The organism is Alteromonas sp. BL110 (assembly GCF_003443615.1).
In the GTDB taxonomy this organism is placed as follows: Bacteria; Pseudomonadota; Gammaproteobacteria; order Enterobacterales; family Alteromonadaceae; genus Alteromonas.
Genome location: NZ_CP031967.1, coordinates 1,843,468 through 1,868,737 on the forward strand (window position 1 = coordinate 1,843,468; position 25,270 = coordinate 1,868,737).

Annotated in this window: 25 protein-coding genes; 15 read left to right on the forward strand and 10 right to left on the reverse strand. The window is 45.3% G+C overall.

Features of this window, described 5'->3' with window-relative positions; all coding sequences use genetic code 11:
* Window positions 1-71: 71 nt before the first annotated feature.
* From bioH to D1814_RS08050, 3 genes are all read left to right on the forward strand, one after another.
* On the forward strand, window positions 72-881 hold the full coding sequence (gene bioH / locus D1814_RS08040; protein ID WP_118491190.1) for a pimeloyl-ACP methyl ester esterase BioH: 810 nt from the start codon (window positions 72-74) through the stop codon (window positions 879-881).
* Between the two features lie 176 nt (window positions 882-1,057).
* The gene (locus D1814_RS08045; RefSeq protein ID WP_118491192.1) at window positions 1,058-1,375 is read left to right on the forward strand and encodes a hypothetical protein; all 318 of its coding nucleotides are present in this window, start codon (window positions 1,058-1,060) and stop codon (window positions 1,373-1,375) included.
* A 14-nt stretch (window positions 1,376-1,389) separates the two neighbouring features.
* Window positions 1,390-2,340, forward strand: coding sequence for a putative metalloprotease CJM1_0395 family protein (locus D1814_RS08050; protein WP_118491194.1), 951 nt, complete (start codon window positions 1,390-1,392; stop codon window positions 2,338-2,340).
* Window positions 2,341-2,503: 163 nt separating this feature from the next.
* Here D1814_RS08050 and D1814_RS08055 read toward each other — a convergent pair whose 3' ends face one another.
* The 3 genes from D1814_RS08055 to greB all read right to left on the reverse strand — a co-directional run bounded on the left by D1814_RS08055 (window position 2,504) and on the right by greB (window position 7,737).
* Window positions 2,504-4,282, reverse strand: a complete 1,779-nt coding sequence (locus D1814_RS08055; protein WP_118491196.1) for a C1 family peptidase — start codon at window positions 4,280-4,282, stop codon at window positions 2,504-2,506.
* A gap of 442 nt (window positions 4,283-4,724) precedes the next feature.
* Window positions 4,725-7,073: a Tex family protein gene (locus D1814_RS08060; protein WP_118491198.1), complete on the reverse strand. Its 2,349-nt coding sequence runs from the start codon at window positions 7,071-7,073 to the stop codon at window positions 4,725-4,727.
* A 178-nt stretch (window positions 7,074-7,251) separates the two neighbouring features.
* Entirely contained in the window at window positions 7,252-7,737 is a 486-nt protein-coding gene (greB, locus tag D1814_RS08065; protein ID WP_118491200.1) for a transcription elongation factor GreB, read from the reverse strand.
* A 174-nt stretch (window positions 7,738-7,911) separates the two neighbouring features.
* On the opposite strand from greB, the gene D1814_RS08070 reads away from it, so the two are divergent.
* The gene (locus D1814_RS08070; RefSeq protein ID WP_179985024.1) at window positions 7,912-8,181 is read left to right on the forward strand and encodes a hypothetical protein; all 270 of its coding nucleotides are present in this window, start codon (window positions 7,912-7,914) and stop codon (window positions 8,179-8,181) included.
* A gap of 266 nt (window positions 8,182-8,447) precedes the next feature.
* Here the strand turns inward: D1814_RS08070 and fkpA are convergent, their stop codons facing one another.
* Window positions 8,448-9,233 carry an FKBP-type peptidyl-prolyl cis-trans isomerase gene (gene fkpA / locus D1814_RS08075; RefSeq protein WP_118491202.1) on the reverse strand — a complete coding sequence of 262 codons (786 nt, stop codon included), beginning with the start codon at window positions 9,231-9,233 and terminating at the stop codon, window positions 8,448-8,450.
* Between the two features lie 197 nt (window positions 9,234-9,430).
* On the opposite strand from fkpA, the gene D1814_RS08080 reads away from it, so the two are divergent.
* The 3 genes from D1814_RS08080 to D1814_RS19420 all read left to right on the forward strand — a co-directional run bounded on the left by D1814_RS08080 (window position 9,431) and on the right by D1814_RS19420 (window position 11,022).
* Entirely contained in the window at window positions 9,431-10,363 is a 933-nt protein-coding gene (locus D1814_RS08080; protein ID WP_118491204.1) for a WD40 repeat domain-containing protein, read from the forward strand.
* Window positions 10,364-10,372: 9 nt separating this feature from the next.
* Window positions 10,373-10,621 (forward strand): SlyX family protein, encoded by a 249-nt coding sequence (locus D1814_RS08085; RefSeq protein ID WP_012520155.1) that lies wholly within the window; start codon window positions 10,373-10,375, stop codon window positions 10,619-10,621.
* Between the two features lie 242 nt (window positions 10,622-10,863).
* Window positions 10,864-11,022 carry a hypothetical protein gene (locus tag D1814_RS19420; protein ID WP_012520154.1) on the forward strand — a complete coding sequence of 53 codons (159 nt, stop codon included), beginning with the start codon at window positions 10,864-10,866 and terminating at the stop codon, window positions 11,020-11,022.
* An 82-nt stretch (window positions 11,023-11,104) separates the two neighbouring features.
* Here D1814_RS19420 and D1814_RS08090 read toward each other — a convergent pair whose 3' ends face one another.
* Complete coding sequence (locus D1814_RS08090; RefSeq protein WP_118491206.1) at window positions 11,105-12,214, reverse strand: DUF748 domain-containing protein; 1,110 nt, start codon at window positions 12,212-12,214, stop codon at window positions 11,105-11,107.
* A gap of 177 nt (window positions 12,215-12,391) precedes the next feature.
* A complete protein-coding gene (locus D1814_RS08095) occupies window positions 12,392-12,598 on the reverse strand; it encodes a YheV family putative zinc ribbon protein (protein WP_012520152.1) in 207 nt (68 codons plus the stop codon).
* A gap of 118 nt (window positions 12,599-12,716) precedes the next feature.
* Between D1814_RS08095 and D1814_RS08100 the strand changes: the two genes are divergently transcribed.
* The 4 genes from D1814_RS08100 to D1814_RS08115 are packed head-to-tail and all read left to right on the forward strand — an operon-like array spanning window position 12,717 to window position 16,506.
* The gene (locus D1814_RS08100; protein ID WP_118491208.1) at window positions 12,717-14,672 is read left to right on the forward strand and encodes an ATP-binding cassette domain-containing protein; all 1,956 of its coding nucleotides are present in this window, start codon (window positions 12,717-12,719) and stop codon (window positions 14,670-14,672) included.
* Entirely contained in the window at window positions 14,659-15,159 is a 501-nt protein-coding gene (locus tag D1814_RS08105; protein ID WP_118491210.1) for a TIGR02444 family protein, read from the forward strand. The genes D1814_RS08100 and D1814_RS08105 overlap by 14 nt, the downstream gene beginning before the upstream one ends.
* Window positions 15,160-15,179: 20 nt before the next feature.
* Complete coding sequence (locus tag D1814_RS08110; RefSeq protein ID WP_118491212.1) at window positions 15,180-16,214, forward strand: hydrolase; 1,035 nt, start codon at window positions 15,180-15,182, stop codon at window positions 16,212-16,214.
* A 58-nt stretch (window positions 16,215-16,272) separates the two neighbouring features.
* Window positions 16,273-16,506, forward strand: a complete 234-nt coding sequence (locus tag D1814_RS08115; RefSeq protein ID WP_118491214.1) for a YheU family protein — start codon at window positions 16,273-16,275, stop codon at window positions 16,504-16,506.
* A gap of 92 nt (window positions 16,507-16,598) precedes the next feature.
* On the opposite strand, the gene D1814_RS08120 is transcribed toward D1814_RS08115, so the two are convergent.
* A complete protein-coding gene (locus D1814_RS08120) occupies window positions 16,599-17,153 on the reverse strand; it encodes an outer membrane beta-barrel protein (RefSeq protein ID WP_118491216.1) in 555 nt (184 codons plus the stop codon).
* Between the two features lie 812 nt (window positions 17,154-17,965).
* Between D1814_RS08120 and D1814_RS08130 the strand changes: the two genes are divergently transcribed.
* Together D1814_RS08130 and mdoH are read left to right on the forward strand one after the other, a co-directional pair.
* A complete protein-coding gene (locus D1814_RS08130) occupies window positions 17,966-19,591 on the forward strand; it encodes a glucan biosynthesis protein (protein WP_118491220.1) in 1,626 nt (541 codons plus the stop codon).
* Window positions 19,572-21,572, forward strand: a complete 2,001-nt coding sequence (mdoH, locus tag D1814_RS08135; RefSeq protein WP_118491222.1) for a glucans biosynthesis glucosyltransferase MdoH — start codon at window positions 19,572-19,574, stop codon at window positions 21,570-21,572. Before D1814_RS08130 ends, mdoH begins: the two co-directional genes overlap by 20 nt.
* A gap of 111 nt (window positions 21,573-21,683) precedes the next feature.
* Here mdoH and D1814_RS08140 read toward each other — a convergent pair whose 3' ends face one another.
* The 3 genes from D1814_RS08140 to nudE form a co-directional block, all read right to left on the reverse strand.
* Entirely contained in the window at window positions 21,684-22,268 is a 585-nt protein-coding gene (locus tag D1814_RS08140; protein WP_118491224.1) for a YceI family protein, read from the reverse strand.
* Window positions 22,269-22,395: 127 nt separating this feature from the next.
* On the reverse strand, window positions 22,396-23,241 hold the full coding sequence (gene cysQ, locus D1814_RS08145; RefSeq protein WP_118491226.1) for a 3'(2'),5'-bisphosphate nucleotidase CysQ: 846 nt from the start codon (window positions 23,239-23,241) through the stop codon (window positions 22,396-22,398).
* Between the two features lie 3 nt (window positions 23,242-23,244).
* Entirely contained in the window at window positions 23,245-23,808 is a 564-nt protein-coding gene (gene nudE, locus D1814_RS08150; protein ID WP_118491228.1) for an ADP compounds hydrolase NudE, read from the reverse strand.
* A 71-nt stretch (window positions 23,809-23,879) separates the two neighbouring features.
* Here nudE and yrfG point away from each other — a divergent pair, with 71 nt between their 5' ends.
* Together yrfG and yjjX are read left to right on the forward strand one after the other, a co-directional pair.
* Entirely contained in the window at window positions 23,880-24,593 is a 714-nt protein-coding gene (yrfG, locus tag D1814_RS08155) for a GMP/IMP nucleotidase (protein WP_118491230.1), read from the forward strand.
* Between the two features lie 13 nt (window positions 24,594-24,606).
* Window positions 24,607-25,152 carry an inosine/xanthosine triphosphatase gene (gene yjjX, locus D1814_RS08160; protein ID WP_118491232.1) on the forward strand — a complete coding sequence of 182 codons (546 nt, stop codon included), beginning with the start codon at window positions 24,607-24,609 and terminating at the stop codon, window positions 25,150-25,152.
* Window positions 25,153-25,270 lie beyond the last annotated feature (118 nt).

Here is a 25,270-nt window from a genome sequence, read left to right on the forward strand (position 1 = left end):
TTGTCGAACGTCGACCTATTTTCATCATCTCGTGTTTCCTCAAAAACACGTTTCTGCCTAAGGAGGTGTAAATGGAAATTTTGCATACAAACGGCGAGCTTGTCACCCGTACGAAGGGTACAGGCGTAGATGTAGTATTTCTTCACGGGTGGGGTATGAACAGCGGCGCGTTCACATCCTTTATCCCTTACATTAGCGATAATTTTCGCGTTACCACCATTGACCTTCCTGGGTTTGGAGAAAACGCAGGTATCGTGCCCTCACCTTATAACGTTGAATCCCTTGCCCAAGCTATTGTAGACAAATTGCCAGATCAGTGTGTGTTAGTCGGGTGGTCATTAGGTGGCCTGGTTGCGCAAAAATTAGCGTTACTCGCACCTGAAAAGCTCACCGGGCTAGTTACCATTGCCTCAACGCCTCGTTTTATAGCCGGACCTTGCTGGCCGGGGATTGCGGCTGACTTACTTACTATGTTTGAAACCCAGCTTGAAAAGAATTATCAAAAAACACTGGAACGTTTTTTAGCAATTCAAGCTATGGGTAGTGAAACTGCAAAGCAAGATATTAAGGCCATTAGAGAGCAAGTTACGCAGTTTCCAGAACCTGCTGAGGAAGCGCTGAAAAAAGGCTTACGTATATTGTCTACTGAAGATATGCGGCAAGATGTAGGGCGAATAACTACGCCAACATTACGATTGTATGGGAGATTAGATAGTTTGGTGCCGACCAGTGGTATAGATCGAATTTGCGAGCTTCATCCGCAAGCTGATACCGTCGTACTGCCACATGCTTCCCACGCACCGTTTATTTCTCATCCTCAGCAAACCGCCGATATTCTACTTCGTTTTGCTGCGGGTGTTTACCAGCAGAAAGCGTCTTGACCTAACGCCTTAATAGGGCTTCAAGCTGCTATTAATCAGTGGTTTGAAGCTTTTCCTTTCGTTATAGCCAATTAAAAGTCGCCTGCTTACAATAAGTTAATGATAGTGTTTGATACATGTCTTTCTATTTGTGTGAAATTGGTTAATAATTGCACATGAGAGGTTAGGGGTAGTGTATGACAAGTATTGATGGTTTAGGTGCAGGCTCTGCATTTGCAGCGGCTCAGTATGGGTTACAAAGTGCAAGCGATGGCGTATCGCAGGCAGCGGGAAATATTGCTCAGCGAACGGCTGAAGATGCTATTGCACCCGCACAACCTACCGTGGCTACCAGCGAATCAAACAACACCTCTTCTAACTCGGCTTCTAGCACTACGCGTTTAACCGACGATTTAATTGCGCTTAATGTAAACGAGCGTAATGCTCAAGCTTCCGCCAAAGTTTTAGGGGTGGCCGACGAGATGCTTGGCACTATCATTGACGTATTGGCTTAGGTGGAGCTGATACGGTGAATATAGTAACGCCAATCCTCAACGCGATTGCTTATCCTACGGCGAATGTAAATACAGAATCTGCTCGTAGAGATAACGTGCAGCGGGAAACTATCCCCCCAGCATCAGATTCCCAGCAAGGCGCTTCTCAAAAAGGTTTAGGTTCTGAAACAGATAAGGCTAAAAGCCCGGGTCAGCCGCCAGCCCCTGTCACCTACGAACGTCCTCAAATACAAACCGAGCTTCAAGCCGCTTTCCAAAACGTTTTTGGGCAAGAAAAAGACAATGCGCAGGACGAGAGTGCAGGTAAGCAAGACGCGAGAGACAGGCAGCAAGAGCAACAAGAAAAGCAAGAATCCGCGGAAATTGAACAGCTAAAAGCTCGAGATCAGGAAGTAAGAGTTCACGAGCAAGCGCATGCGGCAACAGGTGGGCAGTACGCTGGAGCGCCGCGATATGAATACACTACAGGCCCTGACAACAAGCGCTATGTTACCGATGGCGAGGTGTCTATTGACGTCTCAGAAGAAAAAACGCCAGAAGAAACCCTCCAAAAAATGGAGCAGGTGCGCGCCGCAGCTCTCGCGCCAGCTGAGCCTTCCTCACAAGATTTAAAGGTGGCCTCTGAGGCATCTCAAAAAGCGACAGAGGCGCGAAGTGAGATTGCCAAAGCACAAGCTGACAACCTATCGGCCGCAGAATCTTCAACAGAGCAGGCTCCAACTGTTAGTGTCGATACAGCTTCAAGAATTGAAACTATTACTGAGTCCGAAATTAACGCTGGTCTCACGCCAGGTGCGGCGGCAGACGAAGTGTTGGATATTGCGTCTAACTCTGCAAACGCTATATCTTCGCAGGGTTTAGACGCAAATGCGCCTGACGCCATGCAGACAAGAATAGGCCGTATTCAAAACGCTTATTTGCAAGCTTACACTCCATCTAGAGAAGGTATATCTCTCCAAGCATAATAGCCAGCTTCAAGAATAATAGCGTCAAGTTAGCACTGGCTACATCACGTCACACCAACAATTTAGCTCACAGAATAACTCACGATCTAGCCTAAGAAGCTGCGAGCTAGATCGCAAGAGTGGCACTTTCATTTATGCGAAGGTTTTTTTAAATCAGTAAGCCTTAATAATCTAATATTGCTTTTGTAAACGGATATTTAGGCGCACCACCGGTCATATCTGAAAGCACCGAGTTCATTGTATCTACATCGCTATCGAATCCACCATGGGATGTAGATGCCGTCGCATCACCTTCTTTTCCTTCGCTGTATTTGAACGTTACGTTAGACAGCGACTGATGAAACGCGGCCATACCTAATAATGGCATCTCTGGTTTAGATTCAAAGGCGTTTGATACTAAATAGAGTAGCGATTTTTGGTAAATACGCGCAACATGGTCATCTTTCTCAAGGGCTTCGGATAAGTTGTAAACCGTGGTCGACTCGACATACTTTGCCTCTAAAAGCTCCGAAAGCTTTTCGTTAAATAACGGGTAGCTAATGGCTGGGGCCAGTAAATGAAGGCTTTTAACTCTAATATTTGTATTAACTTTGAATAGCCTTGAAAGACTGTGTGCATGAAAAATAGAGCCTGCGGAATGACCCACAACGTGAAGCTGTATGGTAGGGTTGTTTTTCAAATAGTCGGCTAACTTCGTCAAAAAATAGGTGCCATCAGACGTAGTACGAGTAAAAGGTGTGCAAGCGTCTGATTTCATTTCACGCCACAGTGCGCCGCCCACTTTACGTGTCGCCCATTCTAAAATGCGGTCGGTGTAGTCGGTAAATGCCCCAACTTTGTTGCTAATTTCTTCATTCTTAAAGCCTAAAATATCTTTTAGCTCTTCTAGCATGCCAGTGTCGTACATGAAATGAATGGGGTACACATCATTTTTAAGAAAGGTGTCTTTCATTGCGGCAATGCGTTTAGCCGAGGCTTTAATGCTATTTAAGCCGCCGTGCGCGTAAAGCATTACATGTCGATGATTACTGTCAGAGAGGTTTTCAATAATGGCATCGACGTGGTTTTTATTGCTCCAATATTTACTTCTTGTATCAAAATGCCCGTCGTCGAAATGAACGAAGTGATCTTGGATACTTACTCGTGGCGTAGAGCGAGAAAACACACCTTGCGCGATAGAGCGTGCAGCCTGATGGTAAGTACCTGCGCCTGAAATAGGAAGCGCAAGTTGTACAACCCAGGCATCCATAACATTTAACGCCCAGTCATCGTACCGCCAAAGTGCCAGCCCGGACTTTTTCCAATCTGTACCCCATGAGTTTTGGATCCAAAAGCCTTCATCATTGTAACCAACAATAGCAAACGCATGGCCGCCCATGGGCTCAGGTCTTAAGTTTATCGTGTCACCCTCGGCGTCTTTCCAGCCTTCATGAATTCTGGCTGAAACAAAGATTACGCCCACCTCGTTGAGTGCAGCATGAAAATCGCTAATTTCTCGTTCAAGCCGGTAGTACGCCCCTAGCCGATGGCTGCTAGCATCGTTAGCAATGGCAAGGGTCATTTCAAATTCGTCGCTGTGATTAATATCTTTTGTCAGTGAGTCGCTGCACACACCACTGTTATACCAGCCTTTAATAGCACCACGGCAGCTAGAGCCTTCATAGGATTCGCCTAACCATTCATCGTGACGCTTCGCCATGGCGTAAAGCATCCATGGGCTCACGATATGTTTTCGACCTTGGTGGCGATAGATAAAATTTATGGTGGCGGCCAAGGCAAAACCTGTACAGGCACCGTCTTTGCCTTGGTCTAATATAACCAAGTTACCCGGCGGGTCGATAAAAGGTTTAAGCGGTGTGAGGTTGGGTTGGTAATAGCGATCCCGAAGGTCGGGGTAGTCTGCGCTGACATTTAGCATGCCTTTTGAAACAGGTAAGTTCATAACATCATCCTCTGATTAGGGCAGATGACCTTTGCTGTACAGCTAGATGAAAAGCGCGTACATCAAAGATCGGTGGCCGTTAACTCATTATGGTCGTCCGATAGTGCTGCCTGGAAAAAGGCTGTGATCAAATGAGCAACATTACCTTCGTTAAACGTTAAGGCGCCTACAGCGTGACAACGGACTCGCTAAACGCTACCGATATACGAACTTCCGAACTTCTGTTTCGGAGTGACCCACACCTTTTCATTGTTTCGGTATCTTTATCTATACGGATTGGTATTAATGCTTTTTAAGCAAGCATTGCTGAGCGCTAATGCTTTCTATTGCACCAGAACTAATGTAGCAAAAACGAAAGGATAAATGGAAGAGCAATAAAAAAGAGCCTGCCGTGCGACAGGCTCTTTATAAGACAAAATAAGCGACAATAAACAGCTAGGGTTTACTTTTTCGCTTTAGCAAACGCGTCAGCAAAGGCATTGCCCATGGCGTTGTTTTGAGGCTGGCTGTTGCGATTGCCTCCTCCTTTATTTGAGCGAGGATTTGCTTTAGCGTTAGCACGCCCAGCCCCTTTGTTCTGGGTTTTACCTGAAGCGCTATGGCTGCCGCCATTATTACTTTGACTTGTTGTATCGTCTAAGCGCATGGTGAAGGAAATACGCTTGCGCGGTACATCTACTTCTAGCACTTTTACCTTCACAATATCGCCGGCTTTAACTACCTCGCGAGGGTCTGAGATAAACTTGTTAGTCAGTGCAGAGATATGTACCAATCCGTCTTGATGCACGCCCACATCAACAAAAGCGCCAAAGTTAGCTACGTTGCTCACTACGCCTTCTAAGATCATGCCAGGCTTAAGGTCGTTAATGTTTTCAACGCCTTCTTTAAACGCAGCAGTTTTGAATTCAGGGCGAGGGTCACGACCTGGCTTATCCAGCTCTTTAAGGATGTCTTTAACGGTAGGTAAACCGAATGCATCGCTGGTAAAGGTATCTGGCGATAAGCTTTTCAGTAACTCGGTATTGCCGATAATGTCATTAACTGCAACCGCAGTCGTATCTACAATTTTATCGACTACCGGGTATGCTTCGGGGTGAACCGCAGAGGCGTCAAGCGGGTTGTTGCCATTGACGATACGAAGGAAGCCCGCGGCTTGTTCAAAAGCTTTTGGGCCCAAGCGCTCTACTTTTAACAGTGCTTTACGGTCTGGGAAAGCACCGTTGGTGTCTCTGAAATTCACAATGTTGTGCGCTAAGGTTCTGTTTAAGCCGGATACATAGCTCAATAACGCTGGCGATGCCGTGTTTAAGTCAACGCCTACGGCATTTACACAGTCTTCAATAACACGGTCAAGGGACTTACCTAGTTGGCTTTGACTTACGTCATGCTGATACTGGCCTACACCAATAGCTTTAGGCTCAATTTTAACGAGTTCTGCTAGTGGGTCTTGCAGGCGGCGTGCGATAGAAACCGCCCCGCGGATTGAAACATCCAGATCAGGCAGTTCTTTAGAAGCAAGCTCTGACGCTGAATACACCGATGCGCCAGCTTCACTTACCATAATTTTCTGTGCAGTAAGTTCGCTGTTGTTCTTAAGCATTTCACCTACAAGTTTGTCCGTTTCACGGGAACCTGTTCCGTTGCCAATGCTGATTAAGTCTACTTTGTATTGTTTGCACAAGGTTGTTAGCGTGCGAATAGACTTATCCCACTGATTTTGCGGTGCGTGTGGGAATATGGTGTTGGTCGCTACCACCTTACCTGTGCTGTCTACTACCGCTACCTTAACGCCGGTTCTCAAACCTGGATCTAGGCCCATAGTGGTTTTGGCACCTGCAGGTGCAGCCATCAACAGGTCGTTTAAGTTTTTAGCAAATACTTCAATGGCTTCTTCTTCAGCACGCTCTCGAAGGGCGCTGAATAGCTCAGTTTCCATGTGTAAACCAATTTTGATTTTCCACGTCCACTGCACAACCTGAGCTAAGAAATCATCAGCGCCACGACCGCGGTGCATGATATCGTAGTGGCTTGCGATAATGTGCTCGCAATGAGATGGGCCCTTTTCCTCTGATTGAGGGTCGGCATCTAGCTGAATATGAAGCATTCCTTCATTGCGACCTCGGAACATTGCCAATGCGCGGTGCGAGGGTACCTTTTTGTATTTCTCGCTGTGTTCAAAATAATCTTTATATTTAGCCGCTTCTTGTTCTTTACCGGGTACAACCGTACTTTTTATATGAGCATTTTCAGTAAGGTAATGGCGCACTTTAGCTAGTAACGAGGCATCTTCAGCAAACTTTTCCATAAGGATATAGCGAGCACCTTCTAGCGCAGCTTTAGTATCAGCAACGCCGTTGTCTGTGTTTATAAACTCTTGCGCTTTGCTTTCAGCGTCTGTGTCAGGGTTGCTAAATAATGCATCGGCCAGCGGCGCTAAACCTGCTTCAATAGCAATTTGTCCTTTAGTGCGCCTGCGAGGCTTATACGGTAAGTACAAGTCTTCAAGGGTCGTCTTGCTGTCGGCACTGGTAATGCTGCTTTTGAGCTCGTCAGTTAGTTTGCCCTGCTCTTCGATAGATTTAAGAATAACGTCGCGACGCTCTTCTAGCTCACGTAAGTATGTCAAGCGCTGCTCTAGATTACGCAGCTGCGTATCATCAAGGCCTTGGGTTACTTCTTTGCGGTATCGGGCAATGAAAGGAACGGTTGCTCCTTCATCGAGAAGTTTTACTGCGGCAGTTACTTGCGAGGGTTGAACGCTAAGCTCTTCTGCAATTTTATTGGTAATCATAAGTCGCTCTAAGATACTAAAAGTTCGCGTTAGGCAATGGCGAATAAACGGTGTGTGACAGGCTTACATACACAGCGTTAGTAGTGAAAATAAGAGCGGTGAGTATATCACCGCGGTGTAGGGAAAGTCGTCTGATCATTGTGTTACAACTGAGTAGTTAAGTAGACCATCTCTTTATTCAAAGTTTATCTGTTGCGTCGTACCAAATACGGTTTATCCACCACTCTTTAGTACCCGCCTCAGTTTTAACAATAAACTCATCGTCCTCTTCTTTGCCAAGTAGAGCACGAGCCATGGGGGAATCAATAGAGATGTAGTCCTTACGGCCAAATATTTCATCATAGCCAACTAAGCGAAGCGCCATAACAGCGCCCAATTCGTTTTCAATTTCAACCCAAGCACCAAAGAACACTTTTCCTTCTTGCTGTGGATCATAGTCAACAACTTTTAGGTTCTCTAAGCATTTGCGTAAATAACGAACCCGACGGTCAATTTCGCGAAGCTTCTTTTTGTTGTACTGGTAGTCAGCATTCTCACTCCTATCGCCCAGGCTGGCTGCCCAAGTTACCTTGCGAGTGATTTCTGGCCGTTCTTCACGCCACAAGAAATCCAATTCTTGTTTAAGCTTTAAATAGCCCTTTCGAGTGATAAGCGGTGTTTTCACAATGTCCTATAAATAATCCAGCTAATTACCCCTACTTTATGTGGGTAATAAGGCAAAACGCAATCTTTCGATAAGGTAAAAAGTGACAAAACAGGCAGATTGAATAATTATTGAACATAAACCTTTCTGCCAGTGTCGTAGTATCAATACCATATTAGCCATTAGGGGAAATGAATGCGTAACAGAATGCCTGTGTTGAACCGCCGAAGGTCGGGAAGCGATCCGCTTCAAACCAGTGGCACTATCATAGGTTTTATGCTGTTTTTAAGCGGCGCGCTGTTATTGTTGTATGCCTTACTTGATATAGTTGTTCGCTTAAATAGTGTACGAACCGTGATATACCTGATCTTAGCGTGTGCTATGTATAAAGTAGGGCACTCACTGCTTAATCACTTTGCGACGTTCAAAGTCCATACGGAAAGACGACGCGCACCTAATCGTTAAAACCTTTGGTTTTAAACCCCAGTTTTTAAGGTTTAATTGTTCCTAAAAAACCTATGTTAGGACCGTGAAATATTTTAACTTTAGGCTAAGCTTAATAGTGTAATTCGAGGCACCAAGCATATTGAATAACCCACATTACTATTTGGGTACGCGCGTGGTGAAAATCCACTAGCTCGTAGGGAAAAGGTAAGCAAGGATCACGCTGACTCACTGAAACAAAAAAGCCGACGCATAGCGTCGGCTTTCTCTTTTTTTAAAGCTTTAGCTTATTCAGCTGGCGCTTCGGCTTCAGGTTTAACCACTTCTAAAAGCTCAACATCAAAAATTAGCGTTGAGTTAGGCGTGATTGCGCCCGTTGAGCGTGCGCCATAAGCAAGCTCTGATGGAATGTGGAAGCGGTATTTCGCGCCTTCTTTCATTAGCTGTACGCCTTCAGTCCAACCCGCGATTACGCGATTAAGTGGAAATTCAGCTGGTTCGCCACGCTTATAAGAAGAGTCGAACTCTGTACCATCAAGCAAGGTACCACGGTAGTGAACTTTTACCATGTCGGTTGCTTCTGGGCTTGCGCCTTCGCCTTCTTCAAGTACTTCGTATTGAAGGCCAGACTCTGTTGTCGTCACGCCTTCTTTCTTACCATTTTCTTCTAGGTAAGCAAGACCTGCTTCAATGTTTTTCTCAGCAGCTTGTTCAGCCATTTCTTGCTGTTTAGCGCGCAATACTTCTTCGCCTTGTTGAGCGATTTGCTGAATTTGCTCTGGTGTGAACTTAAGGGTGTCATTCAGGCCGTCTTTAAAGCCTTGCTGTAGTGCATCTTGGTCTAGGGTTAAACCAAGCTGCTCTTGTTGTTCGGCACGGTTGCTAACAAACAGGCCCATACTCGCGCCCATGGCGTAAGCTTGCTTTTGTGTATCTGTCATTTCTTCTGCTGCAACAGCAGTTGTTTTTGCACTATCAGCGCTTGTAGAAGCGGCCTCATCAGATGTGTTTGGCTGGCAAGCGAAAAGGCCTAGCGCAGCGATAGTAGATAAGGCAACGAGCGACTTCTGCATAAAAACGTCTCCATTAATTATTATCATCATGCGTCTATGTCTATACTGCTGCATCTAAGGCAGTTTGCACGATAGTTAAAGATGCGTGATCCATGCTATGTTAAACCTAGCGTTTACAAAGCGAAACCCATTTGATTATGTTTAGGCCTCAAATGTTCCATAGAATAGTGTTACTCACCTTACTTATTGGCAATTCCATGGGATGCTCTGTCCCTGATACTACGCCAATACAGCAGTGGCGTCATGTAGAAGAGGGTGCATACGCGGCAGATATATCTACCGACGGTACCTTAGCGGTGGTATCTGGCGTGAATAATGGTGTCAACGTTTGGCGAATTGGCCAGAGCGAGCCCCTCTATCATTGGAGTCATCAGGGAGAAGGTAACAACTTGGTTATGTCAGTGCACATCAGTGCAGATAAGCGCTATGTGGTAACTGCCGACCGTGAAGCGTTTGCTCTGTGGAGTTTAGAAACTGGTGAGCCAGAAGGATTTTGGCGAATAGATGAGTCCTCTATCCGCGACGTGGTAGTCACCAATAATGGTAATGGCATACTCGTCGCTCGCTCCAACGGCAAGGTGATGTATTTTGAGCCGCGCACTTCTCGCCGTCTCGAATTTTTCGGGCATCAGGAAAAAGTTAATTCCATTGATATCTCACCAAATGGTAAGTTTGCCCTTACTGGTGGCAATGACTACATTGCCTATTTGTGGAGTACTGACACTGGGCAGATTATCCACACCTTCACGCACCCCACCCGAGTGACCAAAGTTGCGCTAGATGATGAGGGAAGGTTTGCTTTTACTGCCGATAGTCAAAGTAAGTCGCAAGTGTGGAATGTACAAACCGGGCAGCCCGTTACTTCACTGAAGTTTGCATCACGACAAAAGATCTTCACAGATGTCGAGTTTTCAAAAGATGGTCAGTATTTACTAACAGGCTCTCCAGCTAGGAAGGTTTATCTTTGGAGTTTGCAAAACGGCGAACAAGTTCAGTCAATTCAAGTCGCATCGAGAGAGTCTATTTCACCGCCAACCGCAGTTGTTTATGGCGTCGGCTTCCTTCCCAATGATAATATATTGTCTATAAGCAGTAGTGGCCTTGCCGAAGAATGGCAACGAGAGAGATAGAGAATTTACATGACAGACAAAAGCGCTGAGCAGTTACAACAGCAAATAGATAGCGCCAATAGCTATATTGAAGAGTTACAGATGAAAGTAGCCTTTCAAGAACACACTATCGAGGCACTTAATGAAGCGCTGGCTTCACAACAAAAGCAACTTGATGATTTAGCGTTTAAAGTAAGTCACGTAATAGACCGTGTTAAAAGCATAGAACCGTCTAATATTGCTAAGCAATCAGAAGAGACCCCGCCCCCGCACTACTAATTTTAGCCATCCTTAAATGGCGTAAGCGCCACTTTGGTTTGAAAGGGGCGCCTCATAAACAGTCGCCAAATTAGTATAATCGACGGTATTAAGCAGTAAAAGGCTTTGCGTCGAGCACTAGTTTATATTGTTATGAGTTAGGCTAAGACTTCATTTATCCTGACAATCTAATTGAATTACACTTGCGCCCCGATACAAAGGCTTCAGTTAGAGAAGCCTTTTACTATTTGAGAGAGAAAATTATGAGTGATTTTGACATGGATGCGTTTGACAGCATCGATTTTGACTCAGTTGAGCAGTCAGTAGCCGAAAAGCAGGCTGAAAAAGATAAGCAAGAAAGCCAAGAAATTGAAGGCATGCGCGACGGTGCCAACGATTGTGGTGATAGCTGTACCATATAGCATCATTTAAACCGCTACGGGCTTTACAGCGCCCGTAGCTTTTAAACGCGCCCTTGGCCGCGTAAGAAAAATCTCAGCGCCCTTAGTTAGACCCCTCAGGGTTTTCCAACCGGTCTAACTCCAACCTGTCGAGCTCTACGCTTTCCTCCACATCGCCTTGAAATGCTTTAACAAACGCGTTTTTCAATATCGCCGTAAATGCCTCCCAAGTCTGAGTTTCTGGGCTAGATAAATCGCCCTCAATAGGAATGCGTGTGGCAATTTGGTCTTGGCTTTGATTTTCAAACAGCTCAGTGATAAACGCGGAAATCGCTTCAATACTGCCTTCAATAAAACCGTCCCCGTCACGTTCAATGTCGCCTTTCCAAGAAAAGACTTCAACGTTATACAAAATAGGTTTGATATAGCCTTTCACTTGCCCTTCGTTAGATGCGACCTCGGCCGCAAGCGTGAGGGTCCCGGCTTCTAAGTCAAAAGGTGCATAGGTATCAAGTAGGTTTTTAAAGTTCACCAGACCCACGTTGTCTGCTTGAATGTCTAGGTCAAAGGTAGGGGCTTTGGTTGCAGGATTAAGCTTGGCGTTTAACGAAATAGTACCTTGCTCTGCGGTTTGGCCTTGCGCTGAAGCTGTGGCTACGCGCGTATCTGATAAATCGTCGCTGTTTACCAAATTATTCACTTCAAGATGAATATCGTGCAGCGCAATGTCGATAGCCGGAGAGGTATCAGGGTTGTGAAAAGCAATTTTCCCTTCGTTAATGGTGAGTTTATCTATACGCAGCGGAAACAATTGGTCGGCAATAGACAGCCAATTTTCGTTCTTACCCGACTGACTCTTTTCTTCCGTGTTTCCGTCTACAAAGTTAATTTCGGGAGCATCTACCACCACCCTGCCAACGGCCGCACCTTTAAAAAGCTGTGACCACGATAGTGTAAATTCCACATAGTCAGCCTTAAACAATGGCTTATCTATTTGTCCATTCGCTTTATACAGCAACACATATTCTAAGCTGTAGGCACCTCGCCACAGCATTAAATCAACATCGCCCACACGACCATCGTATTGGTCCGATTGGCTTAGTGTGTTGTTGATGTATGTGGCTGCGGCGTAAGGAAGGTACAACCTAAGCGCGATGAGCATGAGCAATAGCCCTGCTACTACATAGCAAAATCGTTTTTTAGCGTGTTTCATATTTCACTCCTTAGAGTAAGGAATACAAAAAACATGCCTTGGAGAGCGTTTTTCCTGGGTAAGGGCTTAGCCGCTACTGGCGCAGTGTGTAGAGAAGGTTTTAAAAAGCCTGAGTACAGTATGATAAGGTATTACACAGGCCTAACGGTAAGATTTACTTAACAGTGAGTAGGAATGCTAGTGAGGTTTGAAGATACCAATCACGTTTTCGTTAGAACGAGTGGCGGCACTGACCTTTTCGTCGGTTTGCGCTTCGTTGTACCCACACGCTACGCATTCCAGCTTTTCCACGTTATTTTCAAAGTATAACGAAATAGTATCTAGCTCTTGGCATTTTGGGCACGTAGCCCCTGCTACAAAGCGACGTTTTACACGTTTTGACATACATACACCTTTGGGGAGTTTCGCCAGTATTATACCTTGAAATGGCATGTGTTGATCAGCTTTTAGCTTAAGTTTTTGATACTATACGCGCCCTAGATTGTTCTATCACAGGTTAGTCATGATTAAGCTTTCAAATGTATCGCTACTTCGCGGCCGCAAAATGCTGCTGGAAGAAGCGTCGGCACAGGTTTTTCCAGGCCACAAAGTGGCGCTTATAGGCAGCAATGGCTGCGGAAAGTCCACGCTGTTTGCACTGTTGCGCAGTGAATTAAGCGTCGATGCCGGCAATTGCAGCGTTCCAAATGATTGGCGAATTGTGAGTGTAGCTCAGGAAACGCCAGCAACTGATCGAACTGCAATAGATTACGTGATAGACGGTGACAAACATTTACGTGATTTACAGGCTAAGCTAGATGCCGCTGAAAAAAGCGGCGAAGGCGTCAAAATTGGCCAAATTCATGGGCAACTAGAGCAGGCAGGGGCTTACGATGTTGAATCTCGTGCAGCGACTATACTTTCCGGCCTCGGATTTACCAATGGGCAGTTAAGCGCACCAGTTAGCGACTTTTCTGGGGGCTGGCGTATGCGCTTGAATCTTGCGCAGGCACTACTTTGCCCGTCAGAACTACTACTGCTTGATGAGCCCACTAACCACTTAGACTTAGATGCCGTAATATGGTTAGAGAAATGGCTCCAACGCTATGCCGGCACCTTATTACTTATTTCTCACGATAAAGCCTTTATCGACAATACCATTGCGCAAATCATCAGTGTTGAGCAACAAAAACTTGTTACTTACACAGGTAACTATTCAGCTTACGAAACCCAGCGTGCTGAGCGTATACGCTTACAGAACCTTGAATATGAAAAGCAGCAGCAAAAGGTAGCCCATCTAAACTCATTTATTACGCGGTTTAAAGCCAAGGCTAGTAAAGCAAAGCAAGCGCAAAGCCGTATTAAGCAGCTAGAAAAAATGGAAACGTTAATGCCTGCCCATATGGCTAGCCCGTTTAGCTTTTCCTTCGCACCGCCAACAGCGCTTCCTAACCCACTGGTTCAAATGGAAAAAATACAGTTGGGGTATGACGACCATATAGTCCTTCAACAGGTAAAACTGAATTTAGTACCCGGTAGCCGAATTGGTCTTTTAGGAAGAAACGGTCAAGGTAAATCAACGTTAATCAAGCTGTTAGCGGGCGTTCATGCGCCCAAGCAGGGCATTTTCAATACCGCTAAAGGTCTTAAGATTGGTTATTTTGCGCAGCACCAGTTAGAAACACTAGACGCTAACGCCACACCCCTTTTACATTTGCAGCGCATCGACGAAAAAGCCACAGAGCAGCAGCTTCGCGACTACCTGGGCGGTTTTGGTTTTAATGGTGATGAAGCGTTGGCGCCCGTTGCACCTATGTCAGGTGGTGAAAAGGCGCGCTTAGTATTGGCGTTAATTGTTTACCAAAAGCCAAATTTACTGTTGCTGGATGAGCCCACTAACCACCTAGATTTAGAAATGCGTCATGCACTTAATATTGCCCTTCAAGGCTTTGAAGGCGCTATGGTGCTGGTATCGCACGACCGCTTCCTACTCTCCTCGGTGTGTGAAGATTTCTATTTGGTAGACAGCGGTGAAGTTGAGCCATTTAAAGGCGACCTAGATGACTATCGCGACTGGATTTTAAAACAGCAGGCTGCAGAGAAAGCCAAGGCCAACAGTGAGGCTAAAAGTGCCAATAGCGATGCTGAATACGAAACGCAGATCAAGCCGGAACGCAAGTTAGATCGTAAAGAAGAAAAGCGTCGCGAAGCCGAGTTCAGGCAAAGCGTCGCGCCGCTCAAAAAAGCCATCGAAAAGCACGAAAAAGCCATGGAAAAATGCAGTACTGCCTTGGCAGAGGTAGAATCATCACTCGCCGATACCTCGCTTTACGCCGACGATAAAAAAGCAGAACTAATGGGCTTGCTCGATAAGCAAACACAGCTTAAGCAGCAGCTTGAAGAAGAAGAGATGGCATGGCTAGATGCTCAAGAGCAGATAGAACAAAAACGACAAGAGTATGACAATGCCAGCGCCTAATATCAAAAGCAGTGTGTTTTGGGAATACAGCGTGTCTCGCTACACCAAAGGCGATATGGCACCGCTCGCGCTTCTACTTCAAGACAACCACAAGGTGAATGTGAACGTTCTCTTGCTGATTTGCTGGTGTTTAGAGAATAATGTCATTATTAATTTACCTCAGCTTAAATCGGTTATAGCGGCATCAGCGACCACTGAAGAAAAGCTAAAACAGCATCGTGAGAAGCGCAAAGCAGCAAGTCCTGAAAAAGGTGGTGAGCAAACAGCCTACGATGCGCTTAAAGCGCAAGAATTAGAGCTCGAAAGACAACAGCAGCAAGATATCGTTGCGTCTTTTAATGAGCAGGCGGTTACGCACTTGGGTCAGCAGGCCTCGCCAGCGAATATATTTAACGCGTCTATCGCTGCGTTCATTAATGCATACGAGTTACGCGACAACAACGAGGCGCGCCAGTTAGTGAGCCTTGTGGTTAATCAATTATCGTAAAAACACAATAAGAAAATACAATGAGCAAATCAGCGCTATCGCATGGAAAGATAATAAAAAGTAGCTTTAAAGTGCCAGGATGGGCAAAGAACCGACATGTGCAAACCATATGGCCGCGTTTTATTCAAAAGCGTTTACCCCTTTCTTACAATATGGAGCGTTTAACCTTACCGGATGACGATTTTGTTGACGTAGCATGGGGCCCCAAACCACAAGAGACATCAGGGATAGTGGTGATGTTTCACGGGTTGGAGGGCAGCATCAAGTCGCATTATGCGAACGATATGATGGCCCAACTGTCTGTGAATGGTTGGCAGGTGGTAATGATGCATTATCGCGGCTGTAGCGGTGTGCCAAATCTAAAAGCGCGCGCTTATCACAGTGGCGAAACAGAAGACCCCAGTTTTTTCTTAGAGTGGCTGCACGATAAATTTCCTCGTATTCCCAAAGTAGCTATTGGCTTTTCGCTTGGCGGTAATATGCTGTTGAAACTGTTGGGTGAAAACCCGGCACAAAAGTGGCTGAAGGCGGCTGTTGCCATCTCTTCTCCACTTAAATTATCCGAGTGCGCAAAGTCAATTAATCAGGGGTTTTCGCGGGTATACCAAAAGTATTTACTTACTAGCATGAAAGATACTTTGCGTAAGAAGATGGAATACATTGATTATCGTAAGCTTATTCAGCTTACAAAAAGTGATGTAGAAGGCATTACTAGCTTTACTCAATTTGACGAAAAGATCACGGCTCCCCTGCACGGTTTTGCAGATGCGCAAGACTATTATGAAAAGTGTAGCGCGTATCACTTTTTAAGCGCCATCCACTGCCCAACGTTAGTATTGCATAGCATCGATGACCCCTTCATGAACCACTTAATTGTGCCAAAAGAAGAGGAGCTTGCGCGTAACGTCACCGTAGAGTTGAGCGAACGCGGCGGTCATGTTGGCTTCATGCAAGGCTCTGTATTAAACCCGAAGGTTTGGCTGCACGAGCGCGTCAAACGCTTTGTTAGCGAAGCCTTACCGGTAAACTCAACCTGTGGTTATGTTAGCCGCTAATACCGCAGTGATATTGGTGTGGTTCAAGTTTTATAAAACGTTTTTCCCAGGAGGGTGAATGATAATTCCCATCGACGCGTTAGAAGCCGATACGCTTTATAGCTTGGCTGAAGCTTTTGTACTACGCGAAGGCACAGACTATGGCGCTGAGGAAGTTGAGCTAGAAGTAAAAGTTCAGCAGGTGCTAGACAGGCTAAAGTCGGGCGAGGCAGTACTTGTATACTCAGAGCTTCACGAAAGTGTGGATATAAAAAGAAAAGAAGATATTGAGCCCAGCGACACGGCTGAATAGAAAACGAAGCGAAAGAAAAACCGTCTTATTGAAATGCAGATACAAAAAAGCCGGGTCGAGCAACCCGGCTACCTACCTGAGGAGAGGAAGGCTTAAAAAGCGTAGCGTGCAGTTACCTGCATAATGTCTAAATCATCAATGATTTTATAGTTTGCACCAACAGCCCATTGAGGCGTGATGTAGTAGTTAGCGCCTACTTTGAATGTCGCTTCACCGTCGTCTACATCGTAATAGCCTACTTCACCAGCAAGCTCTACCTGTTCTGTAATCATCGAGCGAAGACCTGCATTAATGCTGTAACCTGTCTCATCATCTATGTCACCATCAACACGCTCTAGGTTAGCGCCAAAATAGGCATCTGTCGTAGCGTTTACTGGTAAGCGGTAACCTGCACCTAGGGTAAGCATATCGAAGTCGAAATTACCTTCTTCAAAGAAGCTGTACTCGCCGTTTAAGTACCAGTTGCTGTTTAAAAGGTACTTACCATTAACGGTTAGGCCGTCTGGCTCGAAAGACTCGTTGTCGTCAAAGTCCATTTTGGTGTAACCACCTTCTACGTAGCGCCAGTCTGGCTTGTCGGCCATTGCTGTAAGAGGAATTGTTGCCGCAGTAAGTGCCGCTGCAATAAGTGTGATTGATTTACGCATGTGATAACTCCTTAGTATTTTCAGTAGCCCACCTTCTGCAGCGCAAACGTTCAATGAGTTTGCAAGGCGTGTCGAGAGTCAGCGCTTTTGCGATGCACTGCTCTTCTACACCGCGCTATCTTTATGTATCGCACTGCAGCGGGCTACTTAGTTGATGAACACAAAGCTAAAAACGTCTTCATGTCATCTCAATTATTTCTTTTCAGAAATCGTGTCCGATGTACTTATCAAAGTGGTGAAGTGCAAAGCGTCTGCCAACTTCGAAAAAAACTCAGCTGAAACTCAAATAAGAAGTTACTATCTATCTAATAAGTATAGAGAAATTAAAAGTAAGAAGAAGCTCTATGCGAACGCTGAAACAGCTAAAGGCCGTGTCGAGTTTAAAAAATAAACATATTGGCATGGTGAAGTGTCTCTAAAAAACAACAATTAACCTTTTGGCTAACTCATCGGACAAATTTACACCGAAGAAATTACGCACCACCTTTAATGTCTGTGTTTTTAAGTTGTTGTAAATAAATGTAAATATAATAAATAAGCCCGTCTTTATAGTGTTGGAACAGCTTTTGCTGAACTACTTGTGTGTTATCCAGCATTCACTTTTGCCAACAGGCACGTAATTCGGTTTTTTGCGATACCAGTGAATAAGGAAAGGAATAGAGCGCCTTTCTTGAATGGTTTCAATGAATACTTTTTCTCATCATCGCTTTTAAAGCAGCAGATACTCTGTTACTCGCTATGTATAGCTAAGCGATAAAGCTAAGAGATTGACGACCATCTGGATAACCATTGTTTTCATAAGGAGAGGACAAATGGCTAAGCCAGTTTTAATTTTCGAAAAAGATTTACAAACTAATGCGTTCCAGCGCCGAAAGCTGTCACGCATTCTTTTAGCGATGACCAGCGTTATTGCCCTATTTGCATTTCAACAAGCAGGCGCTGTGGAGGTTAATGACACCAATCAGCCTTTAAAAGCATCACCCGTTCTTCAATCTATTATTGATGCTGCTCGCAAATCAGCAACAGAAAGCTATGAACAAGACGATCACGGATTAAGCAGCAAGTTAAAAGAAATTGATTACACCACCTATCGTTCTATTCGCTTTAAGCCTGAGCAAAGTCTTTGGCACGGTGAGAACGACTACGAACTCCAGTTTTTCCATCCAGGCTTTCTGTACGAATATCCTGTCACTATTCACACTATCGGCGAAAACAATAAACCTGAACGCTTAGCATTTAATAGTGACATGTTTAACTACGATGGTTCTGCAGCAGGTCTGGCAGGCATGACGGATGAAAAGTCGGGGTTTGCAGGGTTTCGTGTTCACTACCCCATTAAAAACGAAGAGTACAAAGATGAATTTGCCGTTTTCCTTGGCGCTTCATATTTTCGTTTGGTAGGTAAAAATCAAGTTTATGGTATTTCAGCACGTGGCTTAGCAATTGATACCGCTTTAGCGAAAGGCGAAGAGTTTCCTCACTTCACAGAGTTCTGGGTTATCGAGCCTGGTGAAGGTAAGCCAATTACTATTTATGCCCGACTCGAGAGTCCTTCTGTGGCTGGCGCTTATAAGTTTGTTATCCAGCCTGATATTGATACCAGCGTAAAGGTAGAGAGTTGGTTATTTGCCAGAGATGACGTAAGTAAGTTAGGCATTGCACCCTTTACCAGTATGTTCTTGTATGGCGAGAACACAGAAAAGCGCCATGACGATTATCGCCCTGAAGTGCACGACAGTGACGGTGTGCTAATGGTAACTCATGCGGGAGAAGAGATTTGGCGCCCGCTAACTAATCCTGCGCGCCTTCAGGTAACGTCGCTTAGCGATACTAACCCCAAAGGGTTTGGCATGCTTCAGCGTGATGGCGAGTGGGATAATTATCTCGATGCAGAGGCTAACTATCACATACGTCCAGGGTTATGGGTTACCCCGGAAGCCGGCTTTGAGAAAGGTCGCTTGGAAGTTGTGGAAATTCCAACTAAGTCTGAGATTCATGACAACATTGTGGCTTTCTGGACACCTGAAAAGCCATTCAAATCGGGAGAGTCCCTGTATTTCTCTTACGACCTTAAAACGGTAGAGCAAAACCCCTTTGTAAGCGAATTTGCTTCAGTTCTGCGTACCCGTCAGGGAAAGGCCGTGTTACCAGGCGATGAATTTAAAGATGATAGCTTAAACACTACCCGCCAGTTCAATGTTGACTTCAGTGCTCCGTCAGACATTTCTTTTAACAACGAGACTATGAAGCTTGTGGTACAGGGTACTAACGGCACAATTTCTCAGCAAAGACTTTACCCTGTTGCTGACGGACAAGAGTGGCGTGCCTCCTTCTTTGTGAAGCCGAACGAAAGTCAAACGGTAGATATGCGCGCTTACATTGAGAAAGACGGCGAGCGCGTGAGTGAGGTTTGGAACTATGTCTATCAGCCAAAATAATTCATCTCATACATCAGTATCGAACGAGGCTAAAGCCGTGCCTCTGGTTAAACGTGACAGCACCGCACGTGCTTCACACTTCATCTTAAAAGGAGAGCATATGCGTTTGTTTATCATGGCAATGCTAGTAATTCCAAGCACGGCATTGGCCGGTTGGAGCTTATACGAGATATTTTTACCGAACGGCCTTACGAACTTGGAGATTGCGCAGTTAGGTTTGGGATTAACTCTATTCGCGTGGCTGTGCATGGCGTTTTGGACAGGTATCATTGGATTCTTTCTACAGCTTTTCAATATAGATCCACTGAGCTTGCGTAGAAACCAGGTAAAACCTGATGTTTCAGCGCCGTTAAAGCAAAAACACGCTGTAGTAATGCCGGTTTATAACGAAGATACCCGCCGCATTATGGTTGGCTTCGAAGCCTGTGTTCGCGAGTTGATGGAAACTGAGAACAGCTCGAATTTCGATTTTTTCATGCTCAGCGATACCCGAGATATGGAAAAAGCAGAAGCAGAGCTGCGTGCTTTTACGCGATTAAAAAAGCGTTTAGGCGCTTTTTCTAACCAAGTGTTTTATCGCCGTCGCGAAAAAAATCTGCATAGAAAAGTGGGTAACCTTAAAGAATTTTGTGAACGCTGGGGCGCAAATTACGAGTCGATGATTGTGTTAGATGCCGACAGTGTAATGTCTGGAGAGCGTATGCAGGATTTGGCTCGTCGTATCGAGCACAACCCTGATACCGCGTTAGTACAGACTATCCCCATGCCAGTTCGACAAAACACCTTCTTTGGTCGTTTCGTGCAGTTTGCTGCTCATCTGTATAGCCCAATGTTGGCAACAGGCTTATCGTTTTGGCAAACGGACAGTGCGAACTATTGGGGGCATAACGCCATTATTCGTATAGCTCCCTTTATGCAGCATTGCGGTCTACCCACCCTTGAAGGACGTGCGCCTTTTGGTGGCGAAATACTAAGTCACGACTTTGTTGAAGCTGCGCTTCTGCGCCGTTCAGGTTGGCAGGCTTATTTACTTACCGATACAACAGGTAGTTATGAAGAAGTGCCTAGCAACATTGTTGACTACGCCATTCGCGACCGCCGCTGGGTACAGGGCAACATACAGCATTTAGGACTCTTAAAGGTGAAAGGTCTTAAAATGGCGAATCGTTTGCACTTTTTATTTGGTGCGTTTGCGTACATCTCTTCATTAATACTATTTTGTATGTTGGCGTTAGGTACCGCAGATGCATTAATTCGCGCTATGTCAGTGCCAGAGTTCTTCGTATCTAAGTATCAGCTTTTCCCTAGTTGGCAGGTAGCCCGTCAGGACATGATGATGGTAACCATGTGGGGCACTGCAGCCTTACTATTTTTGCCTAAGCTTTTGGGTATTGCGTTAGCCTTAATCAAACGTCGCGAAGAGTTTGGTGGAGCGTGGTCTTTACTTAAAGGATCTGCAATTGAATTAGCCATAGCTGTACTAATTGCGCCGCTGATGATGTTCTACCACAGCTATTTTGTGATCAGTGTTTTTATAGGTCACTCAGTTAAATGGGAAGCGCAAGAGCGTGAAGGTCGCAAAGTACCCTGGACCGTAGCAATCAAGCACACTCAGATTATGAGCTGTTTAGCTGTAGCGTGGGGCGTAACTACTTTTTACTTCACACCATCGCTATTTATGTGGCTGCTACCTGTACTGATTGGCATGGTCTTGGCGGCGCCGATTATTCGCCTTACAAGTAGTGATAAGTTCGGATTAGCAATGCGTAAGTGGGGGGTATTTGTTATCGATCAGGAAGTTAATGAGTGTAAAGCTCTGAAGCGTCTACGTATTGCGATGGGGTATTTCGCTATTTCTCAACACAAGGCAGAAGTACCGTCACTACCAGATAACGTGTGGCAAAGCATGCCAGAGCAAGCGTTAAGTCAAAAGCCACTGCCTATGCGTTACAGACTTCCTAACAGACTACATCAGTCTTAGAGAGAAGCTCTTAAAACAAAAAAACCGCACGTTTTCGTGCGGTTTTTTAATGCTTCGTATTTACTTACCACCGCCTAGCTCTTATCGATAGAGGCCAGCAATAGCAGTATTTTATTGCGAAAAAGTAACGGAAAACGTCACTGGCACTGTCGTAGTGATACTCTTTAGCCCTGCAATTTTTTGTAGCGCAGCTACGCCTTCAGCAAGGCCGAAAGACTCTGCTTTAATAAGTGTAGGAGCAGTCGTAGATACAGTTAGCGTATCGTCATCTACTTTACTCGCCTTAACTGCGAATGATGTAGGAACGGCTTTTCCATGTAACATCAAAATGCCATCTACTTTCCCGTTAACGACTTGACCCGCTTTCAGGTTTATCATCGACTTAGGTAAATCGGCTTCAAACTTAGCCTGTGCATATTTGCTTACGTTAAACAGCATCTCTTGCATTCGCTGATTGCGAATATCAATGGCGGTATTAACTGACGATAAGTCTACCGCCACAGAGAGCTTGCCACTATCGGACAGAGTGCCGTCAAAGCTATCAAACTTATGTACTTCAGTGACCTGTGCATTCTTAGTTGATAAAAAATGTAGTGCACTTGTCTCGCCGTCAATTGACCAGTCGGCTGCGGCAGGGAATGCTAGCCCACATGCGAGCAATGCTGCAGATAACGTGCGAATACGTGTAGTCATCATAGGTTACTCCTTTTACTTTTTGGTTCCATCTGGCTTGATTTAACCAATACCAGAGTAATGTGGCCCAGCAACATTACTACGCTATTATACGTAGGTTTATAGCACTGCGCTAAGTAAATAATACGCGCTAGTGCTGATGTGGGTTTACGAAGTCATCATACTGGACTACGTCTTGCCAAGGCACCCTTTGATCGCCCATTACCACAAAATCTGGGTTTTCCAGCGAATGACGCTGATTATAGGTAAGCGGTTCGAAGTTGGCCGCGGCGATACTCCCACCAGCTTCAGAGACAATGCATTGAGATGCGCCTGTGTCCCATTCACCTGTAATACCAATGCGCATGAATACATCAGCTTTGCCTTCGGCAATAAAGCAGGCTTTCAGTGAGCAACTGCCCAGTGGAAGGGTTTGGTATACGCGCTTAGCGCACATTCTGCTAAGCACTTTCTCTCTTGACTGGCGTCGGCTAATTGCAATCATCACCACGCTATTTTTAGGGTCGTCTAGTTTGCGAACGCTTATTGGGTGATCGCCATCAGGGGATGACTTGAACGCACCTTTGCCTTTTTCCGCATAATACAACGATTGCCCGGGAGGCCAGAAAATAACGCCGATAGTTGGCTCATTGTTCTCTATTAGGGCAATATTTACTGCAAAATCTCCGCTTCTGGCGATAAATTCTTGGGTGCCGTCGATTGGGTCGATTAACCAGTATCGGGGCCAATGCTTTCGCTCTTCTAAACTTGCGTGCTTATTTTCTTCTGAGAGGATTGGGATATCGGGCGTTGCAGCTTGTAAGCGCTTGTTAATGATATCGTTTGCTAGATAGTCTGCACTGGTAACAGGAGAGTCATCTTCTTTCTGATAAGCGTCAAACTCACCTTTATCATATACCTCTAATACGGCTTGACCCGCTTCAATGGCAATTTCTTTCGCAAGTTCTAGTAGGTCGGCATGGGCGTCATCGGGCATTGTTTATTGTTCCTTAAACCACTTTTGAGCTAAAAACAGCGCGGCTATGCAGCGTGCTTCAACAAAGTCTTCTCGTGCAAGTAAAGCATCTGCTTTATCTAAAGGCCAGTGAATCACCTCAAGAGGTTCAGGTTCATCGCCTTCAAGCTGTTTAGGATACAAGTCGCGGGCTAAAACTATGGTCATATTGGCATTGAAAAATGTAGGAGCCATGCTGACCTTATGAAGCTCTATAAGATCGTTTGCTGCAAAGCCAGCCTCTTCTTGCAGTTCGCGATTAGCGGCTTCAATAGCCGTTTCGCCTGGGTCTATTAAGCCTTTTGGAAAGCCTAATTGATACGAATGTGTGCCGGCTGCATATTCGCGAATTAACACCATGGTATTTTCATCAAGCATAGGTACTATCATTACAGCACCCCGATTTCCACCCGCCATCCGTTCGAATTCACGGGTAGCGCCGTTCGAAAACTCAAGGTCTAAGCGTTCTACCCTAAAGAGTTTGCTTTGCGCAACGATTTCACGAGAATGAATGTGTGGTAACGGTTTGTTCGGGTCAATTTTTGGCATGTCTCTCGCTACAACTTTGTTATCATACTTGTATACAATTTCTTAGCTTACTTCATTATAAGGAAAATCGCTTGCCCTTTCTGCCCTGGAATGAAATAGAAACTGTACTGCTAGATATGGACGGTACTTTGCTGGATCTTCATTATGATAACCAGTTCTGGCTGCACCATTTACCTAAACGGTTAGCTCAGATAAAAGGTATTTCTGAGGCCGAGAGTCAACAGGAAATGAGCGCGAGATATGAGTCAGTATTTGGGCAAATTCAGTGGTACTGCTTAGATTACTGGGCTGAAACCCTTGCAATGGACTTAGAAAATGAGTTTATGCCGCTGAAACGAGAGTTAGCACATTTACTCGCCCTTCGCGACGACACTATTCCGTTCCTCAACGCGCTTCATGAATCAGGCCGGCAGGTAGTGTTAGTGACCAATGCGCATCCAAATAGTCTGGCGCTTAAAATAGAGCATACCCAACTTGATGCGCATATCGACAACCTTATTTCGACCCATGAATTCGGTGTGACCAAAGAATCTCAACTTTTATGGAAGCGACTACAAAAGAGAGTGCAATTTGATAATAGCCGCACCCTATTTGTGGATGACTCACTGCCTATTTTGAAAGCGGCACAGACGTACGGTATCAAACATTTACTTGCTGTCGACAACCCTGATAGTACCTTGCCAAATCGCAATATTAGCGAATTTCCAGCGGTACGCGACTACCGTTTAATGCTAGAAGATATTCAGCAGAACCCAGTGGGTGATGCTGCAAAAGGACGTTTTTAAAGGACGAAAGTAAATGGTTTCTGGCACAATTTTTGTAGGGTCGCTGAATCCGGTAAAAATAAATGCTGCGCTCAATACACTTTCTGACACACTAGAGCACGATTTTGACGCCCAAGGCATGGCAGTACCAAGCGGTGTACCCGAACAGCCAATGAATGAAGATGAAACGCGCTTAGGTGCTATTAATCGGGTAAAGGCCATGCTGGCTCATCATCAGGGCGGGCTTACCGATGCTTGGTATGTGGCAATCGAAGGGGGTGTTGATGTATTTGAAGATGGCCCCGCGACCTTTGCCTACGTGGCGATATACCATGAAGGTCACTGGTCGGTAACACGAAGCGCGAGTTTGCCGCTACCTGTTAGCGTGTATCAAGCGCTGCAGCGAGGCGAAGAGCTTGGACCGGTTATGGACAAGCTTTTTGATACGGTAAATATAAAGCAAAAGGGCGGTGCTATAGGGTTACTGACTTTAAATCATGCTTCGCGTCAAAGTGTTTACGAAGTTGCGTTGACCCTTGCTATGGCCAAGTTTCATTTTCCCGATTTATATACCGACTAGTCAGGTTAAGTTTCCTTTCACTACATTAGCCATTACCAAACGAAGCATATAGGCCCTCGAACAAGTTTAACCCCTCGAGGGCCGCCTGTTTTTTCCTGAAGTGCTGGCTCTGAAATCT

Bases quoted from the DNA above. Each gene is read 5' to 3' on its own strand.
- bioH (WP_118491190.1), top strand. From the start codon at position 72: ATGGAAATTTTGCATACAAACGGCGAGCTTGTCACCCGTACGAAGGGT.
- D1814_RS08045 (WP_118491192.1), top strand. From the start codon at position 1,058: ATGACAAGTATTGATGGTTTAGGTGCAGGCTCTGCATTTGCAGCGGCT.
- D1814_RS08055 (WP_118491196.1), bottom strand. From the start codon at position 4,282: ATGAACTTACCTGTTTCAAAAGGCATGCTAAATGTCAGCGCAGACTAC.
- D1814_RS08060 (WP_118491198.1), bottom strand. From the start codon at position 7,073: ATGATTACCAATAAAATTGCAGAAGAGCTTAGCGTTCAACCCTCGCAA.
- D1814_RS08070 (WP_179985024.1), top strand. From the start codon at position 7,912: ATGCGTAACAGAATGCCTGTGTTGAACCGCCGAAGGTCGGGAAGCGAT.
- fkpA (WP_118491202.1), bottom strand. From the start codon at position 9,233: ATGCAGAAGTCGCTCGTTGCCTTATCTACTATCGCTGCGCTAGGCCTT.
- D1814_RS08080 (WP_118491204.1), top strand. From the start codon at position 9,431: ATGGGATGCTCTGTCCCTGATACTACGCCAATACAGCAGTGGCGTCAT.
- D1814_RS08085 (WP_012520155.1), top strand. From the start codon at position 10,373: ATGACAGACAAAAGCGCTGAGCAGTTACAACAGCAAATAGATAGCGCC.
- D1814_RS19420 (WP_012520154.1), top strand. From the start codon at position 10,864: ATGAGTGATTTTGACATGGATGCGTTTGACAGCATCGATTTTGACTCA.
- D1814_RS08090 (WP_118491206.1), bottom strand. From the start codon at position 12,214: ATGAAACACGCTAAAAAACGATTTTGCTATGTAGTAGCAGGGCTATTG.
- D1814_RS08095 (WP_012520152.1), bottom strand. From the start codon at position 12,598: ATGTCAAAACGTGTAAAACGTCGCTTTGTAGCAGGGGCTACGTGCCCA.
- D1814_RS08100 (WP_118491208.1), top strand. From the start codon at position 12,717: ATGATTAAGCTTTCAAATGTATCGCTACTTCGCGGCCGCAAAATGCTG.
- D1814_RS08105 (WP_118491210.1), top strand. From the start codon at position 14,659: ATGCCAGCGCCTAATATCAAAAGCAGTGTGTTTTGGGAATACAGCGTG.
- D1814_RS08110 (WP_118491212.1), top strand. From the start codon at position 15,180: ATGAGCAAATCAGCGCTATCGCATGGAAAGATAATAAAAAGTAGCTTT.
- D1814_RS08115 (WP_118491214.1), top strand. From the start codon at position 16,273: ATGATAATTCCCATCGACGCGTTAGAAGCCGATACGCTTTATAGCTTG.
- D1814_RS08120 (WP_118491216.1), bottom strand. From the start codon at position 17,153: ATGCGTAAATCAATCACACTTATTGCAGCGGCACTTACTGCGGCAACA.
- D1814_RS08130 (WP_118491220.1), top strand. From the start codon at position 17,966: ATGGCTAAGCCAGTTTTAATTTTCGAAAAAGATTTACAAACTAATGCG.
- mdoH (WP_118491222.1), top strand. From the start codon at position 19,572: ATGTCTATCAGCCAAAATAATTCATCTCATACATCAGTATCGAACGAG.
- D1814_RS08140 (WP_118491224.1), bottom strand. From the start codon at position 22,268: ATGATGACTACACGTATTCGCACGTTATCTGCAGCATTGCTCGCATGT.
- cysQ (WP_118491226.1), bottom strand. From the start codon at position 23,241: ATGCCCGATGACGCCCATGCCGACCTACTAGAACTTGCGAAAGAAATT.
- nudE (WP_118491228.1), bottom strand. From the start codon at position 23,808: ATGCCAAAAATTGACCCGAACAAACCGTTACCACACATTCATTCTCGT.
- yjjX (WP_118491232.1), top strand. From the start codon at position 24,607: ATGGTTTCTGGCACAATTTTTGTAGGGTCGCTGAATCCGGTAAAAATA.